This is a genomic window from Lautropia mirabilis, from assembly GCF_900637555.1.
GTDB classification, from domain to species: Bacteria; Pseudomonadota; Gammaproteobacteria; order Burkholderiales; family Burkholderiaceae_E; genus Lautropia; species Lautropia mirabilis.
Window position 1 is genome coordinate 335,567 of sequence record NZ_LR134378.1, and the last position, 17,819, is coordinate 353,385.

Annotated in this window: 17 protein-coding genes; 5 read left to right on the forward strand and 12 right to left on the reverse strand. The window is 66.5% G+C overall.

Annotated features, from left to right (window positions below; translation table 11 throughout):
* Positions 1-48: 48 nt before the first annotated feature.
* The 7 genes from EL249_RS01380 to EL249_RS01410 form a co-directional block, all read right to left on the reverse strand.
* Complete coding sequence (locus tag EL249_RS01380; protein WP_232002027.1) at positions 49-342, reverse strand: DUF2442 domain-containing protein; 294 nt, start codon at positions 340-342, stop codon at positions 49-51.
* Positions 275-532, reverse strand: coding sequence for a DUF4160 domain-containing protein (locus tag EL249_RS01385; RefSeq protein WP_083799577.1), 258 nt, complete (start codon positions 530-532; stop codon positions 275-277). The genes EL249_RS01380 and EL249_RS01385 overlap by 68 nt, the downstream gene beginning before the upstream one ends.
* 6 nt (positions 533-538) lie before the next feature.
* Positions 539-1,534 carry an NAD(P)H-dependent glycerol-3-phosphate dehydrogenase gene (locus tag EL249_RS01390; protein ID WP_005674829.1) on the reverse strand — a complete coding sequence of 332 codons (996 nt, stop codon included), beginning with the start codon at positions 1,532-1,534 and terminating at the stop codon, positions 539-541.
* A gap of 6 nt (positions 1,535-1,540) precedes the next feature.
* Complete coding sequence (locus EL249_RS01395; protein ID WP_050781985.1) at positions 1,541-2,356, reverse strand: SH3 domain-containing protein; 816 nt, start codon at positions 2,354-2,356, stop codon at positions 1,541-1,543.
* A gap of 215 nt (positions 2,357-2,571) precedes the next feature.
* Positions 2,572-3,084: a protein-export chaperone SecB gene (gene secB, locus EL249_RS01400; protein WP_005674827.1), complete on the reverse strand. Its 513-nt coding sequence runs from the start codon at positions 3,082-3,084 to the stop codon at positions 2,572-2,574.
* Between the two features lie 59 nt (positions 3,085-3,143).
* Positions 3,144-3,404 (reverse strand): glutaredoxin 3, encoded by a 261-nt coding sequence (gene grxC, locus EL249_RS01405; RefSeq protein ID WP_005674825.1) that lies wholly within the window; start codon positions 3,402-3,404, stop codon positions 3,144-3,146.
* A gap of 189 nt (positions 3,405-3,593) precedes the next feature.
* Positions 3,594-4,007 carry a rhodanese-like domain-containing protein gene (locus tag EL249_RS01410; protein WP_005674823.1) on the reverse strand — a complete coding sequence of 138 codons (414 nt, stop codon included), beginning with the start codon at positions 4,005-4,007 and terminating at the stop codon, positions 3,594-3,596.
* A gap of 58 nt (positions 4,008-4,065) precedes the next feature.
* On the opposite strand from EL249_RS01410, the gene gpmA reads away from it, so the two are divergent.
* From gpmA to EL249_RS01425, 3 genes are all read left to right on the forward strand, one after another.
* Positions 4,066-4,827: a 2,3-diphosphoglycerate-dependent phosphoglycerate mutase gene (gpmA, locus tag EL249_RS01415; protein WP_005674822.1), complete on the forward strand. Its 762-nt coding sequence runs from the start codon at positions 4,066-4,068 to the stop codon at positions 4,825-4,827.
* A gap of 309 nt (positions 4,828-5,136) precedes the next feature.
* Positions 5,137-6,651: a S41 family peptidase gene (locus tag EL249_RS01420; protein WP_005674821.1), complete on the forward strand. Its 1,515-nt coding sequence runs from the start codon at positions 5,137-5,139 to the stop codon at positions 6,649-6,651.
* A gap of 4 nt (positions 6,652-6,655) precedes the next feature.
* Positions 6,656-7,420, forward strand: coding sequence for a HesA/MoeB/ThiF family protein (locus EL249_RS01425; protein ID WP_005674820.1), 765 nt, complete (start codon positions 6,656-6,658; stop codon positions 7,418-7,420).
* Between the two features lie 22 nt (positions 7,421-7,442).
* Here EL249_RS01425 and EL249_RS01430 read toward each other — a convergent pair whose 3' ends face one another.
* The 5 genes from EL249_RS01430 to EL249_RS01450 form a co-directional block, all read right to left on the reverse strand.
* Positions 7,443-8,201 carry a tyrosine-protein phosphatase gene (locus EL249_RS01430; RefSeq protein ID WP_005674819.1) on the reverse strand — a complete coding sequence of 253 codons (759 nt, stop codon included), beginning with the start codon at positions 8,199-8,201 and terminating at the stop codon, positions 7,443-7,445.
* Positions 8,202-8,220: 19 nt separating this feature from the next.
* Positions 8,221-10,521 carry a GumC family protein gene (locus tag EL249_RS01435; RefSeq protein WP_126348036.1) on the reverse strand — a complete coding sequence of 767 codons (2,301 nt, stop codon included), beginning with the start codon at positions 10,519-10,521 and terminating at the stop codon, positions 8,221-8,223.
* A gap of 171 nt (positions 10,522-10,692) precedes the next feature.
* Positions 10,693-11,826, reverse strand: coding sequence for a glycosyltransferase family 4 protein (locus EL249_RS01440; protein ID WP_040530201.1), 1,134 nt, complete (start codon positions 11,824-11,826; stop codon positions 10,693-10,695).
* Positions 11,827-12,007: 181 nt separating this feature from the next.
* Positions 12,008-13,024: a uridine diphosphate-N-acetylglucosamine-binding protein YvcK gene (locus EL249_RS01445; RefSeq protein ID WP_040530199.1), complete on the reverse strand. Its 1,017-nt coding sequence runs from the start codon at positions 13,022-13,024 to the stop codon at positions 12,008-12,010.
* A complete protein-coding gene (locus EL249_RS01450; RefSeq protein WP_005674815.1) occupies positions 13,021-14,244 on the reverse strand; it encodes an MraY family glycosyltransferase in 1,224 nt (407 codons plus the stop codon). The genes EL249_RS01445 and EL249_RS01450 overlap by 4 nt, the downstream gene beginning before the upstream one ends.
* A 504-nt stretch (positions 14,245-14,748) precedes the next feature.
* Here EL249_RS01450 and EL249_RS01455 point away from each other — a divergent pair.
* Together EL249_RS01455 and EL249_RS01460 are read left to right on the forward strand one after the other, a co-directional pair.
* Complete coding sequence (locus tag EL249_RS01455) at positions 14,749-16,110, forward strand: MATE family efflux transporter (RefSeq protein ID WP_005674814.1); 1,362 nt, start codon at positions 14,749-14,751, stop codon at positions 16,108-16,110.
* Positions 16,111-16,238: 128 nt separating this feature from the next.
* On the forward strand, positions 16,239-17,534 hold the full coding sequence (locus EL249_RS01460) for an O-antigen ligase family protein (RefSeq protein ID WP_005674813.1): 1,296 nt from the start codon (positions 16,239-16,241) through the stop codon (positions 17,532-17,534).
* Positions 17,535-17,819 lie beyond the last annotated feature (285 nt).

Genomic DNA, 17,819 nt, shown 5'->3' on the forward strand with positions numbered 1-17,819 from the left:
ACGCGGCCGTATCAATAACAAGACTAGCGGCCGACGCACAGCCTAGTATCAGGCTGGAAGCAATGCGGCCATCCCCTGCCGCGTCATGTCTCCCCGCCCGGCCAACAACCCTTCAATAGAAATGTCTTCGTCGATGGACTCCCAGTGCAACCCATGACGCCCTATCTCCACACTTTCGCGCTGCGCTGGCGTTGCGTTCAACAAGCGGGGAAACCAAGCTAGCGGTACACCCAGCGTCCGTCCATCCGAAAGGTCGACCCACATCGTGACGTCATCAAACCGCACCGTCCTGGCCGAAGTGTTCATGCCATGCCCTCCTGATTTCATCTCGGTGTTCTTCAACGACTCGAATGATCTCCAGCTGCTCCGATCTGCTGAAGCCATCACTAGAGGCTATACGAGCATCGGGAAACAGCCAGATCTTTGCATCACCACCATTACCCCGAGCATGAATATGGAGCGGCTCCCGAGGACTGCCTTCGTTCGAGTAGAAGAGGAACCGAATCCCCTTGTACCTGAAGACCGTAGGCATCGCCCCCTACTCCGCCCGAGGCTCCCGCGCCAATAGCGCCGCCACGGCCTCGCGCGGCGAGAGGCGGCCTTCGATGACGGCCAGCACGGCGCGGCTGATGGGCAGGTCCACGCCCAGCGCCTGGGCGCGGGCCACGACGGCGGGGCAGCAGGCCACGCCTTCGGCGACGTGGCCCAGGGTGGCCAGGATGTCGGTCAGGGACTGGCCCTTGGCCAGCAAAAGGCCCACACGCCGGTTGCGGGACAGGTCGCCCGTGCAGGTGAGCACGAGGTCGCCCACGCCGGCCAGGCCCAGGAAGGTTTCGGCCTGCGCGCCCTGCGCCATCCCGAAGCGGGTGATTTCGGCCAGGCCGCGGGTCAGCAGCGCGGAGCGCGCATTCAGGCCCAGTCCCAGGCCGTCGCAGGTGCCGGTGGCCACGGCCATGATGTTCTTCAGGGCGCCGCCGATCTCCACGCCCACCAGGTCGGCGCTGCGGTAGGCGCGCATGGCGCCGTGGTGGAAGGCCTGCACCATGCGGTGCGACAGGGCTTCATCGGTCGAGGCGGCGGTGAGCGCCACGGGCAGGCCGGCGGCCACTTCCTGGGCAAAGCTGGGGCCACTCAGGCACCCCACGGCGCGGCCCGGCAGGGCGTCGCCCAGCACCTGGTGCGGCAGGCGGCCGGTGCTGGCCTGCAGGCCCTTGGCCAGGCAGACCACGCCGGGCAGCGCAGATCCGTCCCCCGGTTGCAGGGCCTGAACGGCCTGCGCCACCGGTTCCAGACCGGCCACCGAGGTGGCCATGACCAGCAGGTCGGCGTCGCGGACGGCCTCATCCAGCCGGTCGGTGAAGCCCATGGAGGACGGTACCTTCACGTCGGGCAGGTAGCGCTGGTTGGTGCCGGCGGTGCGCAGCGACTCCAGCACCTGGGCATTGCGCGACCACAGCGTGACGTCGTGCCGCTGTGCGGCATGGATGGCCAAGGCCGTTCCCCAGGCGCCGGCTCCCAGAATGGCGATCTTCATGGCAACTCAGATGCCCCAGACCTGTCCCAGCTCGACATAGCCGGACTGGCCGTCGGCGTGACGCACACGCACGAAGCCGGCATCGTCGGGCTTGTCGTCTTCCAGCTCGAAGACCACGCCACGGGCGGCCTCGAACCACTGGGGCGCGTCGGCGTTGGGTTCCTGGTAGAGCGGAACGGTGGTGGAAGCCACCACGGTGCGACGATCGGACAGGTCATCGCGCAGCACCCAGGCGATATCGCCTTCCATGTCACGCACCTTCACCCAGCCCTGCAGCACGGCAATCACCTCCACCGGCATGCCGCGCGGCGCCTGATACAGCTTCTTGGCCTTGTCGGACGGGGCGTCGTACATCACCGTGTCGTCGGTGCCGATGGAACGAAAGCGGGCCATGCCCGGAATGCGCGAGGGGGGCGGCGCCTTGGTGCTCTTCGGGGCGTTGTTGCTGGCCTTGTCATCATCGCTGGCCGGCCCCAGGGTCTCGCTGGGGTTCATGGGCCCCTGGGCAGCGGCGCTGCCGGCGGCCGCACGGGTGGCGGCCTTGATGGGCGCAGCCTTGGCGCCGGCCTTGTCGGCGGCAGTGGCAGGCGAGGCGGCCAGCAGCAGGCTGGCACTCAGCACCGCGGCACTCATGCCGGCCCACAGCGTACCAGACACCTTCCACAGGCTCTGCTGGCGCGTGCCATGCGCATCCGGGCATGAATGACCGGCGGCGGTCCCGGCCAGTCGGCCTTGAGCATCATGGGCCTGGCGGGCGGCTGCCCCTCCGGTCGATGGCAGCCCGGCCAGGGCGGCTGCGCTTCGTGTCTGTCTCGTCTTCATCTGCCTGCTCTGTAGCGGCCAGACGCGCCCGGCGCGGCCAGCCGAATCGTTTCTGCCCGAAGCGCCGGAAGCTTCTGGCGGACGGGGGGCAAGCCACCGTCCGGTCTGCCGCCCGGCACGCGGCAACCCCACACCGTCGGGCAAGGTACGGTCAGGGAACCGTACCCCGGCATGAAGCGACTGCCCTGCGGGGCAGCCTGCCGCTCAGTGCGTGCTCAGTGCGTGGTGCCCGAGGGGTTCTCGGCCTTCTCCAGCTGGGCAGCGCCGTCCTGGTTGGCGGCACCATCCTGCTGCTGGGCAGCGGCCAGGCGCTGCTGGTAGAGCACTTCGAAGTTGATCTCGGCCAGGTGGATCGGCGGGAAGCCGGAGCGCTGGATCACGTCGGCGATGTTGGCGCGCAGGTACGGGTACACCGTGTTGGGGCACACGATGTTCAGCACCACGTCCATCTGGTCTTCGGGGATGTTGCGGATCTCGAAGATGCCGGCCTGCTTGCCCTCGACCAGGAACACCACACGCTCCTCGTCGATGCGGGTGGTGACGGTGACGGTGATGGTGACCTCGTAGATGCCGTCAGCCAGCTTCTCGTGGCCGTTGTCGATGGCCACTTCGACCGTGGGCTGGGCCTGTTCCAGGAAGATGTGCGGGGCGTGCGGGATCTCCAGGGACAGATCCTTCAGGTACATGCGCTGGATCTGGAAGACCGGGTTGCTGTTTTCTTCTGCCATGCTGGGCTCGGTGGTTGGTGTAGGGAAATGGGAAGGGGCTCAGCGCCCCATATCCTGAATCATGCCAGCATTGGCGACAGTTTGCCGGCCCGGTCCAGGGCGGCCAGGTCGTCGCTGCCCCCCACGTGCTGGCCGCCGATGAAGATCTGCGGCACGGTGGTGCGACCGTTGGCGCGCTCGATCATCTCGGGGCGGCGGGAGGGATCCTGGTCGATGAAGATCAGTTCCAGATCGTTCACGCCCCGCTCGCGCAGCAGGCGCTCGGCGCGGTGGCAGTAGGGGCAGGTGCGCTTGGCATACATCACGACATGTGCGGCCATCTCGTTTCTCCGTTCTTCGGGAAGGGATCCGGGCGGGCGAGACAGGCGGCAGGCCTGCCCCGAAGCCTGCCCGGAAAAGCATGGGAAAGGATTCTTCAGCGCTGATTGTGAACCATCCAGCGCCCGACCACGCAACCGCCCGGCCAGCCGGGCGGTGTTTCGTCGGTTTGCCGCATCAGCGACAGGGGCTCAGGCCTTGTCCTTGGGGTTGACCAGCGGCAGGCCGGCCTGCTGCCAGGCATCGATGCCGCCTTCCAGGCTGTAGACTTCGGAGCGGCCCGAGGCCTTCAGGGCCTTGGAAGCCTTGGCCGACTGCACGCCGTTGGCGCAGACCAGCAGGATGGGCTTGCTGGCGTCCACGCCGGCAGCGAAGGTCTGCACCTTGTCGGGCATGACGTGGCGGGCGCCCGGCAGATGGCCGGCGCGGAAGTCGCGGTCATCACGCAGATCGGCCACCTGGGCCCCCTTCTGGTTGATGAGCTGGGTGGCTGCAAGTGCGCCCAGGGCCGTGCCGCCGCCCCCGCGGATGGCCTGCCAGAGCAGCATGCCGCCCGATGCCAGGGCGATGATGATCAGAAAGACATTCTGGCTGATGAAGTTCACGGGGTCCGCCTCTGAAAAATAGGCGAGAATTATAGCTTTCCCGCCTCGGAGTCACGCCATGACCCACAAACTCGTGCTCATCCGCCACGGCGAAAGCCAGTGGAACCTGGAAAACCGCTTCACCGGCTGGACCGACGTCGATCTGACCGACAATGGTCGCCAGGAAGCCATCCGTGCCGGCCAGCTGCTGAAGCAGGAAGGCTACGATTTCGACCTGTGCTATACGTCCGTGCTGCGTCGCGCCATCGGCACCCTCTGGACGGTGCTGGGTGAAATGGACCGGATGTGGCTGCCCGTCACGCACAGCTGGCGCCTGAACGAGCGCCACTACGGCAACCTGCAGGGCTGGAACAAGGCCGAGACCGCCGAGAAATACGGTGAGGATCAGGTGAAGATTTGGCGTCGCGCCTACGCCATCGCTCCCCCGCCGCTGGCCGAGGACGATCCCCGTCTGGTCGAGCAGCTCAACAACCCGCGCTATGCCGGCGTGCCGCGCGCCGAGCTGCCCCGCACCGAGTGCCTGAAGGACACGGTAGCCCGCGTGCTGCCCTTCTGGAACGAGACCATCGCCCCGTCCATCAAGGCCGGCAAGCGCGTGATCATCGCCGCGCACGGCAACTCGCTGCGCGCCCTGGTCAAGCACCTGGACGGCATCTCCGACGACGACATCGTCGAGCTGAACATCCCGACGGCCCGCCCGCTGGTCTATGAGCTGGACGACAACCTGAAGCCCATCCGCCACTACTACCTGGGCAACCAGGCCGAGATCGAGGCCGCCATGGCCGCCGTGGCCAAGCAGGGCAGCGCCAAGAAGGGCTGATCCCCTGCTGATCCCCTTCCCCGGGCCGTCCCGTGACGGCCCCGGCCCTGCCTTCAGTCAGGAATTCGACACCATCGGTTGCAACCGGTGGTGTCGTTTTGCATTCTGCGCCGGTATACTGAAAGATTCATCGGCGCCGCTTTGGGGAAAGCCCAGGCCCTCCTGCGTCCAGTCCTTTCTCCCGACCGGTGACGAGCATGCAGCCCTGGCCTGCCGGGTCTGCCCGTTTCTGCTGTCCTGGTGGGAAGCTTCCGCCGGGTGGCCTGCAGCGTTCCTGCAGCATCGCCTGCCAAAAGGATCTCATCCTTCATGTCCAATCTCAGATCTGCCCGCCTCGTCGGCATCGGTGCCATCGCCGGCATTGCGCTCAGCCTGGGCCTTTCCGCACTGGCCGAACGCGGCAACACCGGCCGCAACGTCCTTCCGCTGGACGAGCTTCGCCAGTTCAGCGAAGTCTTCGGCACCATCAAGGCCTACTACGTCGAGCCCGTCAAGGACAACAAGCTGATCACCGACGCCATCAGCGGCATGCTCACCGGGCTGGATCCGCACTCGGCCTATCTGGACGAGAACGCCTTCAAGGAACTGCAGGTCAACACCCAGGGTGAGTTCGGCGGCCTGGGCATCGAGATCGGCACCGAAGACGGCTTCATCAAGGTGGTCTCGCCCATCGAGGGCACCCCGGCCTCCAAGGCCGGCGTCAAGGCCGGCGACCTGATCATCAAGATCGGCGACACCCCCACCAAGGACATGCGGCTGGAAGAAGCCGTCAAGATGATGCGCGGCAAGCCCAAGAGCCCCATCACCCTGACGCTGCAGCGCAAGGGCGTGCCCGAGCCCATCGTGCTCACCATCGTGCGCGACATCATCCAGGTGCAGTCGGTTCGCAGCAAGCTGCTGGAACCGGGCGTGGGCTACATCCGCATCTCGCAGTTCCAGGAACACACCGTCAACAACCTGGTGAATCACCTTGAGCAGCTGGCCAAGCAGAACAACGGCGCGCTCAAGTCCGTGGTGCTGGACCTGCGCAATGACCCGGGAGGCCTGCTGCACGGCGCCATCGGCGTCTCGGCCGCCTTCCTGCAGCCCGGCATGGAAGTCACCTCCACCGACGGCCGCACCGACGACGCCAAACGCAGCTTCTACGCCAGCCCGCAGGACTACATGACGGGCAGCGGCAAGACCGACCGCATCTCCTCGCTGCCGGCCTGGACCAAGACCGCCAAGATGGTGGTGCTGGTCAACGCAGGTTCGGCCTCGGCCTCCGAGATCGTGGCTGGCGCGCTGCAGGACCACAAGCGCGCCGTCGTGCTGGGCACGCAGACCTTCGGCAAGGGCTCGGTGCAGACCATCCTGCCGCTGGCCGGCCAGAAGACGGCCATCAAGCTCACCACGGCCCGCTACTACACGCCCAACGGCCGCTCCATCCAGGCCCGGGGCATCGTGCCCGACTATGTGGTCGAGGAGTCGGCTGACGGCGACATCAACGGCTTCCGCATCCGCGAGGCCGATCTGCAGCGCCACCTGAGCAACGACCGCGACACCACGCCGGAAGTGAAGTCCTCGGCGCCGTCGTCGGCCGACCAGGAACGGCTGAAGAACTACAAGCCCATCGAGCTGGGCGTGCCGGCCAACGACTTCCAGCTGCAGCAGGCGCTGAACTACCTGAACGGCAAGACCATCCAGAAGGCACCGCCGGTGCAGGGCGTGGTCGACGGCAAGTCGGTCGACGCGAAGGATGCCGCCGGCAAGGACGCCAAGGGACAGGCTGCCGACCCCAAGGCCAGCGCCCCCCAGACGGACAAGGCTCCGGCCAGGAAGTAAGCCGTTGAACGACGACCAGCTGCTGCGCTACAGCCGTCACATCCTGCTGGATGAGATCGGCATCGAGGCCCAGGAACGCCTCCTGGCCTCGCGCATGCTGGTGGTCGGCGCGGGCGGCCTGGGGTCGCCCGCCGCCCTGTACCTGGCCGCTGCCGGCGTGGGCACGCTGATGCTGGCCGACGACGACACGGTGGACCTCACCAACCTGCAGCGGCAGATCCTGCACCGCCAGGATCGCATCGGCATGGCCAAGACGGAATCCGCCCGGCTCACGCTCGCGTCGCTGAATCCGGACGTGCAGTTCGTGCCGCTGCCCCGGCTGGACACCGACGCGGCGCTGGATGAAGCCGTCTCGCAGGCCGACGTGGTGCTGGACGGCAGCGACAACTTCGCCACCCGCCACGCTGTCAATCGCGCCTGCGTGCGCCATGGCAAGCCGCTGGTCTCGGGGGCCGCCATCCGTTTCGACGGCCAGCTGGCCGTCTTCGACACGCGCCAGCCCACCTCCCCCTGCTATCACTGCCTGTTTCCGGACGGCGAGAACGTGGAAGAAGTGCGCTGCTCGCAGATGGGCGTCTTTGCGCCGCTCACCGGCATCATCGGCACCATGCAGGCCAGCGAGGCCCTGAAGCTGGCCGGCCAGTTCGGCACGCCCAGCGTGGCCCGCCTGCACCTGCTGGACGGCCGCACGCTGCATTTCACCGAGATCCGCGTGCCGCGCGACCCGGATTGCCCGGTGTGCGCGCATCGGGCCCATCAGGCCCGATAAGTCTTCTCGTGCGGCTGCGCGCTCAATGCGCCAGCAGCCATCCTCCATCCAGCCGCAGCATCGCGCGCTCGGCCAGCAGGCGCTCGGGGCCCTGCACCATCAGCCGCTCGGCCGTCTGCCGGCCGTAATGTGCTTTCAGGAACTTGAAGGCCTCGCGCATCCGCGAGGGCCGCAGGTGCGTGTCATGCGCATCCGAAGCCACCACGCTGTCCCAGCCCCGCTCCAGGATGGCCTGGGCGGTGCGAAAGGCCCGACGACCGAACTCGCCAATGACGGCAGCCGCCGTGAGCTGAAACAGGCACCCCTCCTCCACGAAGGGCACCAGCGCATCCACCTTGCGTATCACGGCCTCGTTGCGCTCGGGGTGGGCCACCATGGGCAGCACCCCCTGGCGCACCAGATAGCGCACGGCACCAATGGCATTGGGCGGAATGCGGGTATCGGGAAAATCCAGCAGCATCACCTTCATGCCGTCCCAGCCCCCCACGAAGGGAATCTGCCCTTCGGACAGCAGCTTGAGCGATTCAGGCTGCAGGCTGACCTCCGACCCCAGGTACAGCTTGACATCAATGGCCTTGGACGCCACCAGCCGCTGAAAGGCCTCGAAACGGGGCCGCAGATACCCCAATGAATTGTTCCACTGCCCGGCACGGATGTGCGGGGTGAGAACCATCTGCGTGACACCTTCAGCACGCGCCCGGCGAATCAGCCGGAGCGCGCTCTGCCAGTCCTGTGCACCATCATCGACCGCCGGCAGATAATGGCAATGTACATCTATCACCCTTCATACCTGTCCGCCATCAGGTTGTCTGGGTATCGGGGGCAACCTGAGTGACTGTTGGAACCGAAGAAGACCTGCTACCGCTGCTGCGCCGCCTTTCCCCGCTACGCCCATAGGCATAGGCGTAATCGTGACCGTAACCCGAGCTTTCACCGTAGAAACGGTCGGCCTGAGCGAAGTCGTGAGCGTTGAGCGCAACCCCCAGTACTGGTATACCGGCTTTGTCTATGCGATGCAACGCACGACGCGTAACTTGCAGCGGCGTACTGTCAGAACGAGCAACAAAGATCATGCTGGAGGCTGCACGGCCCAGTACAAGTGTGTCAGAAACCAACTGCACGGGCGGGCAGTCGATGATGATGGTGTCGAAGTGCTTCTTCAGCTCGGCGATCAGCTTGTCGAAGCGGGAGCTCATCAGCAGGTCCAGCGCATTGCTGGCAGCGCGGCCTGCCGGCAGCACCCGCAGCGGTGAACTGCGCACGCTCTTGATGCACTGATCCAGCGATGCGCGGCGCGTCAGCAGCTGCACCAGACCCGGCGTGCCCGGGGGCAGCCCCATGGCTGCACTCACCGACGGACGCCGCAGGTCGGCATCCAGCAGCAGCACTCGCCGCGTGGTCGCCAGGGCCGCGGCCAGGTTGCAGGCCACCGCCGTCTTGCCCTCGTCGTCCATGGCCGAACTGATGGCCACGACCTTCATGTCCTTTTCCATGCCGGCCAGTGCCACCGAGGTGGCCAGCGTGCGGATGGCCTCGGCATAGAGGGAATCGGGCATCAGCGTCTGCATGCGGGCGATCTTTCTCGTGCTCGCCCCCGAGAGCTTCGGAATGGCGGTGAGCAGCGGCCGGCCCAGCTTGGTCTCCACATCATCGGTGCGGCGCAGCGTGTTGCGGATCTGGTCCATCAGCACGATGGCGAAGAAGCCCACCAGCAGGCCCAGCAGCGCGCCGATGGCGGTCATCAGCACCAGCTGCGGCTTGACCGGTGAGGTGGGCACCTGGGCCGGGTCCACCAGCCGTGCCGGCGGCTTCACGAAGTCGCCGGCGGCCGTCACCTCGCGCAGGCGTCCCAGGAAGGTCTGGTACAGCTGGCGGTTGGTCTGGACCTCCTGCTCCATCTGGCGGGCGGCAATCTCCTTGCTGCCCAGGTTCTGGTAGGTCTGGCGGGCCGCGGCCAGGCTGGCCGCAATCTGGCGCTCGTTGGCACGTGCCGCTTCCAGCTCGCCACCGATCTCGCGTCGGGCCGCTTCCACCTGCCGGCGCAGGTCGTCCTGGGCCTGGGTCAGCTCGGAGGCCGCCTTGCGGTACTGCGGGTGCGCCTCGCCCATCTGGCTGCGCAGCTCGGCCAGGCGCGCCTCGGCACCGCTCTGAAGCTCGCGGGCACGGGCCACGGCCGGATTGTTGGCAATGGCCGGCGTGCCCATCACGCGCCCCCAGTCACTGCTGGAAGCCTGCTTCTGGGCATCCTGGGCGGCTGCCAGCCGGCCGCGCGCATCGATCAGCCGCTGGTTCAGGATGGAGATCTGCCGATCGGAACCCTCGTCGCTGTCCCGTGCCACGATGCCGTTGACGCGCCGGTACTCGGCCAGCGCCTGCTCGGAGCGGTCCAGATTGGCCTTGAGCTGCGCCAGCCGCTCGTTCAGCCACTGGTCGGCCTCACGGGTGGCGGAATAGCGGGCATCCATGTCGGCGCGGATGAAGGCTGCCGGCACCTGGTTGACGATGGCCGCCGCCAGTTGCGGGTCCTGCGACTGGAACGAGACCTTCACCAGCGGCCGCTGGTGCACCTTCACCACCTTCAGGTGGTCGTGGAAGTAGTTGAGCGCCCGCTCTTCCAGCTGGTTCTCGGTGGTCGGCTCCTTGGCCGACCAGGCCGCACGGATGTCGGCAATGAGGTTCTGCAGCGGGCCGGAGGCCACGAACTCGGGGCGCGACGTGAGGTTCAGGTCACGGATGACGCGCAGCGCCACATCCGAGGTCTCCAGGAACTCGGACGCGCCATCTTCCACCGACACGTTGGCCAGGCCGCCGCCCACATCCTGAATGGACACGGGGCCCTTGGTGGACTCGAAGGTGACGGACGAGGTCGCCTCATAGACCGGCGTGGTGCGCAGGCCCACCACCAGGGCGATGAGGGCCGCCAGCAGCACCGGCACCAGCAGGTGGCGGCGCTCGCGCACGATCAGCCGCCAGTAGTCGACGATGACGGGCGTGCTGTTGGCGGCCTCGGGCACCACATGGGTGGTTGACGGGGCCACGTCGAAGGGGGAAAGAAAGGAAGGTGCCACCGGCACCATCTGGTTGCGATCAGGATTGTTCACAGTCAGTCGATGCGGCTGGGGCCGCTCCAAATGAGTATCAGGGTCATCCAGCGGCGGCGCTGCCCCTGCGCCGGCCAGGCCCGGCCCAGGACCGGGTGATGCGGACGCCGAGCGCCCCCGGTGGAGTGCCCGATGCCGATGTGATGCCTTCGAGGGCCGAACGCATGGCCCTCAGGCGCGGGCGGGCGCGGCGCCCACCGGTTGCGCCATGTTCCAGACCTGCTGCCATTTGGGCAGCACGGCCTCCATCGAGTAGGTGGCCTCGGCCTCGCGCCGCGCAGCCTCGACCAGCGCCTGATAGCGGGCGCGGTCGCGCACCAGCGCCTCGGTCAGCTCGGCAAACGATGCGCCGGTGGGCTGCGCCTCGATGAGCGCGCCGCCGCGCTTCGCAGCACCGTCAATCATGTCGCCCACCACTTCGCCGGCCCGGGAGATCATGGCCGGCATGCCGGCCTCCAGGGCCTCCATCAGCACATAGGGCTGCCCTTCCGGGTGCTGCGACGGCAGCCACAGCAGGTCGTTTTCAGCCAGCTTCGCACGGGTCTGCTCGGCCGGCACCCGGCCCACCAGCTCCACGCAGTCCTGAAGCCCCAGCGCGGCAATGCGCCCGGGAATCTCGGATTCCAGCGGACCGGCGCCACAGAGCTGCAGACGCACCTGCACGCCACGATCCCGCAGGATCTTCATGGCGTCCAGACACTGCATGACGCCCTTTTCAGGCACGAAGCGGGCCAGGTACAGGATGCGGAAGGGATCATGCCCGCCGGGCGTGCGCTCGGGCACCGGTTCCATGAAGACGGCATTATTGACAGCCACGGCGGCCATGGCCGCCCGCCCACCAATGGCCCGGGACTGGGCCGGGCTCAGCACCACCACCCGGTCAGAAAGGTTCAGCACCCAGCGGGTGATGCGCCGCAGCCAGGTGCGGCCGTCATCGGGGCCATGCAGCATGCAGCCATGCACCTGATAAATGACGGGCACGCGCAGAAGACGCGACAGCAGCACGAATCCGCCGTCACGCACCACGCAGACCGGGCGCACCGAACTGTTGACGTGCGCCACCACCGGGCCGCCTTCGGCCTTGGCCTTTTTCAGGCGGCGTGCAAATTCGAGGTAATCGACCACCAGCCGACGCAATTGCGCCCAGGCACCCTTTTCTTCGGGGCGCCGTCCGATCTGGAAATAATCCAGCCGGACCGGCAGATGCTGCGCGATTTCTTCCAGAATCAGCATGTGACGCGCAACCCCGCCCACCAGGCCGCGCGCGGGCCCGGTGGAAACCACGATGGATGGCGAATCTGCCATGAAACTCCCTCTGTGCGAAGCGCAGCGCCGCCTGCACGGCACCGTGTGACGGAATGACGGAATCGGGCCGCTGCCACGGCACGGCCCCCATCGGAAAAAGCATCAGGGGAAGGCCCGAACGCTTTCAGGTCTTCCCCTAATTGTGGGACAGGGGCCACAAGGAGCCCCGAACGGGATAGTTTTACTGGATTTTTCGAAACCCGTTTGTCGCTTCTAGTAAATGACGTAACTCTTGCAGCACCCGATGCGTGTCGTGATAAGCGCCGCCGTCCTGCATGCGTAAGAAATTGCCGGCAACCACCCGACATCCGGCGTGACGCAGCGCATCGGGATCATGAGCGACCTGTCGCCAGCTTTCATCATTGGGCTGATTGCCCAGGTAATCGGGCGGAACTTCGCCGATATTCACCAATACCGTATCGATGAACGGACGCTTCAAATGTTCATGCAACACGTTAACATGATCGGCGTCGGTAAAATTCTCAGTCTCGCCCAACTGGGTCATTATGTTACATATATAGACCACCTCGGCCGTCGTACGGCAGATGGCCTCGCCAATCTCTTCCACCAGCAGATTGGGCAGGATGCTCGTATAAAGACTGCCCGGCCCCAGCACCACCAGGTCGGCATTCAGGATGGCCTCCGCCACCTGGGGCGAAGCGTTGCGGGCGGGTTCGCCCTGCATGGTGGTCAGCGCCACCTGGCGGATGGGCTTGCGGCACAGCCCGATCTTCGATTCACCGCTGACGCAGCTGCCATCGGCGAAGGTGGCATGCAGCACCAGCGGCTCGGGCGCAGCCGGCAGGATCCGTCCCTTGACCTGCATCCAGGCCGACAGCAGCGCCAGCGCCTCGGAAATGGAGCCGCGCATCTCCTTCAGCGCGGCAATGAGCAGGTTGCCGATGGCATGGCCCGACAGGAAGGCATCGTCGGTGTCGAAGCGATACTGGAACAGCTCCAGCATCAGCGGGTCCAGATCGGCCAGCGCGCAGATGCAGTTGCGGATGTCGCCCGGCGGCACCACGTCGATGTAGTCGCGGATGATGCCGCTGCTGCCGCCGTCATCGGCCACCGTCACGATGGCCGAGATGTCCACGTCCAGCGTCTTCAGCCCGCGCAGGATCACCGGCAGGCCGGTTCCGCCACCGATGACGGCAACGCGAGGCTGGCCCGCGTCCGGGGCAGGTCTACCTTTCAGAGCACACCTGCCTTCTTGTCGGAAGCGGCCTGTGCCGGCGTGTCGGCGCCAGCAGCCGCCGGTTGCGTCGTCGTGGGCCGGCCGCTGACGGGGCGGCCCGCGGCTTCATCCTCGCGGTCGATGCGCCGCCAGATCCAGTTGGTCCAGCCGATGAAGGCCAGCAGCGCCGCCACAAAGGTGCCGAACAGCACCGGTTCGGACACGCCCAGCGCCCAGCCGGTCACACCCACCAAGCCGCAGCAGAAGGCCGCCACGTGGATGACGAACACCGCCTGACCGGCCGTGCAGCCCAGCCGCTGCACCAGGTGGTGCAGGTGCTTCATGTCGGGCGTCATGGGAGTGACGCCGGCCAGGATGCGGCGGATGATGCAGGAAGCCGAGTCGGCCAGCGGCACGGCCACCACCCACAGGCACACCACCGGCTTGACGCTGGCGGCACCGTAGGCCGAGGTGACGTGAATGGCATACCAGGCCAGCGTGAAGCCCAGCAGCATGCTGCCGCTGTCGCCCAGGAAGGCGGCGGCCTTGCGCCGGAAGGGGCTGCGCAGGTTGAACCACAGGAAGCCCGCAATGCCGCCCAGCAGCGCCGCGGCCAGCGGGATCATGCTGCCCGCGTAGGGCGTCGGCTCCACGCTCAGCATGGCGGCATGGCGCGAGGAGATCATCAGCGCCACCATGAACCAGAACAGGCTGATGAAGCCCAGACCGCCGCACAGGCCGTCCGCGCCGTCGGTAAAGTTGACAGCATTGATGACCGCCACCGTGCCGATGATGCTGACGGGGAACATGATCCACCAGGCCGACACGTTGCCGATGCCCAGCACGTCGCCCACCGAGGGCAGGATCTGTCCGCCCAGCGTCACGCCGGCCAGTGCCGCCCCCAGCTGCACCATGGCGCGATAGCGCGCCCGGATGGGGTTGCGGTCGTCGAGCATGGCCACCACGAAGAGCAGGATGCCGCCCACCCAGTAGCCCAGCGGGGCGCGCTGTCCGGCCGGCGCCGCCAGCTGCAGCAGCACGGCCACGGCCAGGATGGACCAGCCGCCGATGAGCGGGATCTCGCCCTTGTGGGCCTTGCGGAAGTTGGGCTTGTCCACCCAGCCGGTGCGGCGAGCCACCGGCTTGAGCGCCAGCATCAGGAACAGGGACAGCAACGCTCCGACCAGGAATGTCGTCCAGGGAAACGAGGCCAGGAAGGCCCCCAGGTCAAGATCAGGCATGGAAGGACACCGGAACGAAGTGCAACTGTGACTGGGAAGTGAGGAGAACGCGCACGCGCAGAAGATACCCCGTTACCGCGCGTCGAACAATTTTACGCCATGCCCTGAAAATGGGCATTCAGAGCACGACATGAAGGATAAAGATTGTAGGCGAGCCCCGGCCGGACGCGTGCAGCCTCGCAGGACAGAGTTCACATCAATTTTGCAGATTGCAGCACTTCTTACACCGTCGCGCCCTCGTTAACAGGGAGCCCCCTTAATATCAACGTTCTCGGGTGATTTCCTGCCTGCCCATCTGACTGGCGTTCAGCAATACTCGGGCGCTTTCCCGCATGTGCCGCACTGCGGCCCGGACTCCGCCCTGCCCGTATCGTGCTTTCACATCGTGCACAGCCCGGAGCCTTCATGCCTGTTGCATGCCGGTCCGTCACCTGCCGCATGCCATCGTTCCCTCACTCTTGCCAGGCACCCTGCCGGCCACGGCCGGTCCGTGCCACCTCCTCCATGGCGCGCCTGAAAACCAAGCTGCAGAGTTTCTACCGCACCCACCAGTCCTCGCTCTACACCTTCGTCATGCTGGCGGCCGAGCGCGTGCTCCAGATGTTCATCGGCCTCTGGATTGCCAGCCACATCGCCCGCCGCTTCGACCACGCCACCTTCGCAAACTGGCAGATTGCCATGTCGCTGTGGCTGGTGTTCGGCACCATCGGCAGCATCTCGGGCGAACGCGTGCTGCTGCCGCGCATCTGCGCCGAGCCGGCCGAGACCATGCCCCGGCTCTGGAACACCGCACTGGCGGCCAAGCTCATCAGCGGCCTGCTCACGGCCGTGCCGCTGGTGCTGTGGTGCGCCACCATGCCCGATCCCACCATCCTGCAGCTGGCCATCCTGTGGGCCGTGCAGCTGGTCATCGGGCAGCCGGTGTCGCTGGCCGTCCATGAATACTATGCCCACGAGAACTTCCGCTTCCCGCAGATTGCCCGCATCCTGGCCATGTTCTCGCGGCTGGGCATCGTGATGATCGTCATGTGGGTCAACGGTCCCGTCACCTGGGTGGTCTGGGGCTGGATCATCGAGATGCTCGTCATGAGTGCGCTCTTGTGCCGCAACTGGCTCTCCGACGCGCGCATCCGCCCCAGCCTCGTGGACTGGAAGCTCATGCGCGGCCTGTTCGCCCAGGGGGCGGCGCTGGCCGTGGCCTCCAGCGCCTCGGTGGCGCTGTCGCGCATCGACCGGGTCACGCTGGGCAAGACCATGCCGGCCGACGTGCTGTCGCAGTACGCCGCCGCCATGACGCTGCTGGAAGCGGCCTTTGCCTTTGCCGCCATGCTGGCCGTGGTGGTGGGCGCCAAGACGCTCTTCAAGCCTGGCCTCATCAACCGCAACCATCACATCGGCATCACCCTGTTTGCGGCCGGCATCGGCCTGGCGCTCACGCTGATGCTCGATCTCATCGCCAACCCGCTCATGACGGGCATCTACGGTGAGCGGTACGCCGATTCGGCCACCTACCTGCGCATTGCCGCCGGCCTGCTGCCGCTGGTCTTTGCCCAGGCCATCCTGCAGGCCCCGCTGCTCATCCGCGCCACCAAGACCTACCACGTCACCAAGGCCGTCACGGCCTTCGGGCTGGGCGTGGTGGTGGCCAGCTGGGCCGCCCACCACGAGCACTACACCTGGATCAGCGCCGGCGCCTACATCGGCTATCTCACGCTCATCGTCTTCGACCTGAACGAACTGCGCCGCCGCGCGGCCGAGCTGTACGGCATCGGCAGGCCGCCGGCCCCGGCCAACGCCCGGGAAGCCGAGGCTGAAGCCGTCGCGGTGACCGAAGCCGTGGCCGAGGCTGCTGACGCCCCCCAGTGACAACCTGCCCGGACCCATGCCTGCCTGAACCTGCGCCCCGCTGACCCTGCATCGGCCCGGACCTCGCCCCGTCCGGCCAACGCGGACACCGGGGCGCTTGCGGCACCCACACACCCCGAACCGAATCCATGGCATCCACTGCAGCCACCCCCGACCTCATCGTCGCCCCCGGTCTGTCCCTGCGCACGCCGCAGCGCGTGCAGGGCTGGCTGCCGTGGGCCTTCTGGGTGGTCCTGTACTTCTTCCTGACCTACTTCGAGACCCAGAGCGTAGGGGGCGTGAAGTATGCGGTGCTCTGGCGCAGCGCCGTCTTCCTGCCGGCCCTCTTCATCATCTGGACCCACCCGCTGCCCATGGGGGCGCGGGCGCTGGCCTCGCTCTTCTGGGCCTATCTGTTCTTCTGCTTCGGACCCATCTGGGGCATCGCGCTGGGCATCCCCGACGTCGCCTACTCGGTCAACCTGTCGTCCAACCGCATGTTCGTGCCCGTCATGCTGATGGCGCTGATGGCCCTGCGCTGGTACCCCGTCGCCGATCTGGCCGTGCGGGTGTTCCCGCTCTTTCTGTGCCTCATCTCCATTCCGCTGCTGGCCGGCATCCTGCCGCCGGTGGGCCTGCAGTGGTCGCTGGCGGCCGTCTCGGGCATCGATCTCACCGCCTACAACAGCGTCTTCCAGAACCAGCACTCGGCTTCGCTCGCCCACGCCATTGCCGGCATCAGCGCCTTCACCCTGGCCGCGCGCTTTCCCGGCAAGCGCTCGCTCTTCTACCTGGCACTGGCCATGGGCTGCCTGGCCCTGTGCGTGCTCACCACGGCCCGCGCCGGCCTGCTGGGCATGATCCTCGGCCTCATCCTGGTGGCCATCTTCACCCGCAAGCTGAAGCTGCTGGCCGCCCCGGTCGCCCTGGTTTTCGTGGCGCTGCTCGTCACCGCCATGGTCAAGCCCGAGATGATCCAGATGGTGCAGAACCGGCTCACCGGCCAGACGCTCTACACCCGCGGCCCGAGTGCCGACACCCTCACCAGCGGCCGCCTCACGCTGCAGGCCGGCGCCCTGCAAGGCTGGGCCGAAAGCGAGCCCCTGCAACTCATCTTCGGCGTGGGCCGCGAGGGCACCAAGAACAACAACCTGCGCCTGAACGGCAGCCACCTCATTGCCCACAGCGCCTTCGTCGATGAACTCAGCGCCTACGGCATCGTCGGCTTCATGTCGCTGATGATCACCCTCTTCATGGCCTATCGACTGGCCTGGCGAAACGCCCGATTGGGCTATCCGGCCGGGCTGGCCTGCCTGGTGGCGCTATGCGTCTTCGGCAGCCTGCAGGCCATGGACTACTCGTTCCAGAACATGCTCATCGGCATGCTGCTGGTGCTGGAAACACGTGCCGCCAGCATCAAACAGAATCAAACCGCAAGAGCTTGAGCACACAAGGAAATAGCTCACACTATTTATTCGGAACTTTCTTACAAACTAACAGTCTCCATCGGGTTTGAAAAAGTTTGTCTACGGGACAGTCTCTCGGGCCGATCCCTTACAAAGACAGCCATATTCACTTACAGACCCGCGAGAAGACACTTACATCTGGGGATGATCCGGCCGGGGCAAACATGAGAGATTGGGGCAATCCGAAAGTCCGGCGCCCGCTGCCAGGAAAGGCCTGAAAACGTCCCGCAAGCCGGTGCGTCCTCTGGCGGGACGCAAGGGGCG

What these genes read in the sequence shown, in the direction of transcription:
- EL249_RS01455 (WP_005674814.1), top strand. Translation starts at nt 14,749, where the DNA reads ATGGCGCGCCTGAAAACCAAGCTGCAGAGTTTCTACCGCACCCACCAG.
- gpmA (WP_005674822.1), top strand. Translation starts at nt 4,066, where the DNA reads ATGACCCACAAACTCGTGCTCATCCGCCACGGCGAAAGCCAGTGGAAC.
- grxC (WP_005674825.1), bottom strand. Translation starts at nt 3,404, where the DNA reads ATGGCCGCACATGTCGTGATGTATGCCAAGCGCACCTGCCCCTACTGC.
- EL249_RS01460 (WP_005674813.1), top strand. Translation starts at nt 16,239, where the DNA reads ATGGCATCCACTGCAGCCACCCCCGACCTCATCGTCGCCCCCGGTCTG.
- EL249_RS01440 (WP_040530201.1), bottom strand. Translation starts at nt 11,826, where the DNA reads ATGGCAGATTCGCCATCCATCGTGGTTTCCACCGGGCCCGCGCGCGGC.
- EL249_RS01390 (WP_005674829.1), bottom strand. Translation starts at nt 1,534, where the DNA reads ATGAAGATCGCCATTCTGGGAGCCGGCGCCTGGGGAACGGCCTTGGCC.
- EL249_RS01395 (WP_050781985.1), bottom strand. Translation starts at nt 2,356, where the DNA reads ATGAAGACGAGACAGACACGAAGCGCAGCCGCCCTGGCCGGGCTGCCA.
- secB (WP_005674827.1), bottom strand. Translation starts at nt 3,084, where the DNA reads ATGGCAGAAGAAAACAGCAACCCGGTCTTCCAGATCCAGCGCATGTAC.
- EL249_RS01420 (WP_005674821.1), top strand. Translation starts at nt 5,137, where the DNA reads ATGTCCAATCTCAGATCTGCCCGCCTCGTCGGCATCGGTGCCATCGCC.
- EL249_RS01450 (WP_005674815.1), bottom strand. Translation starts at nt 14,244, where the DNA reads ATGCCTGATCTTGACCTGGGGGCCTTCCTGGCCTCGTTTCCCTGGACG.
- EL249_RS01385 (WP_083799577.1), bottom strand. Translation starts at nt 532, where the DNA reads ATGCCTACGGTCTTCAGGTACAAGGGGATTCGGTTCCTCTTCTACTCG.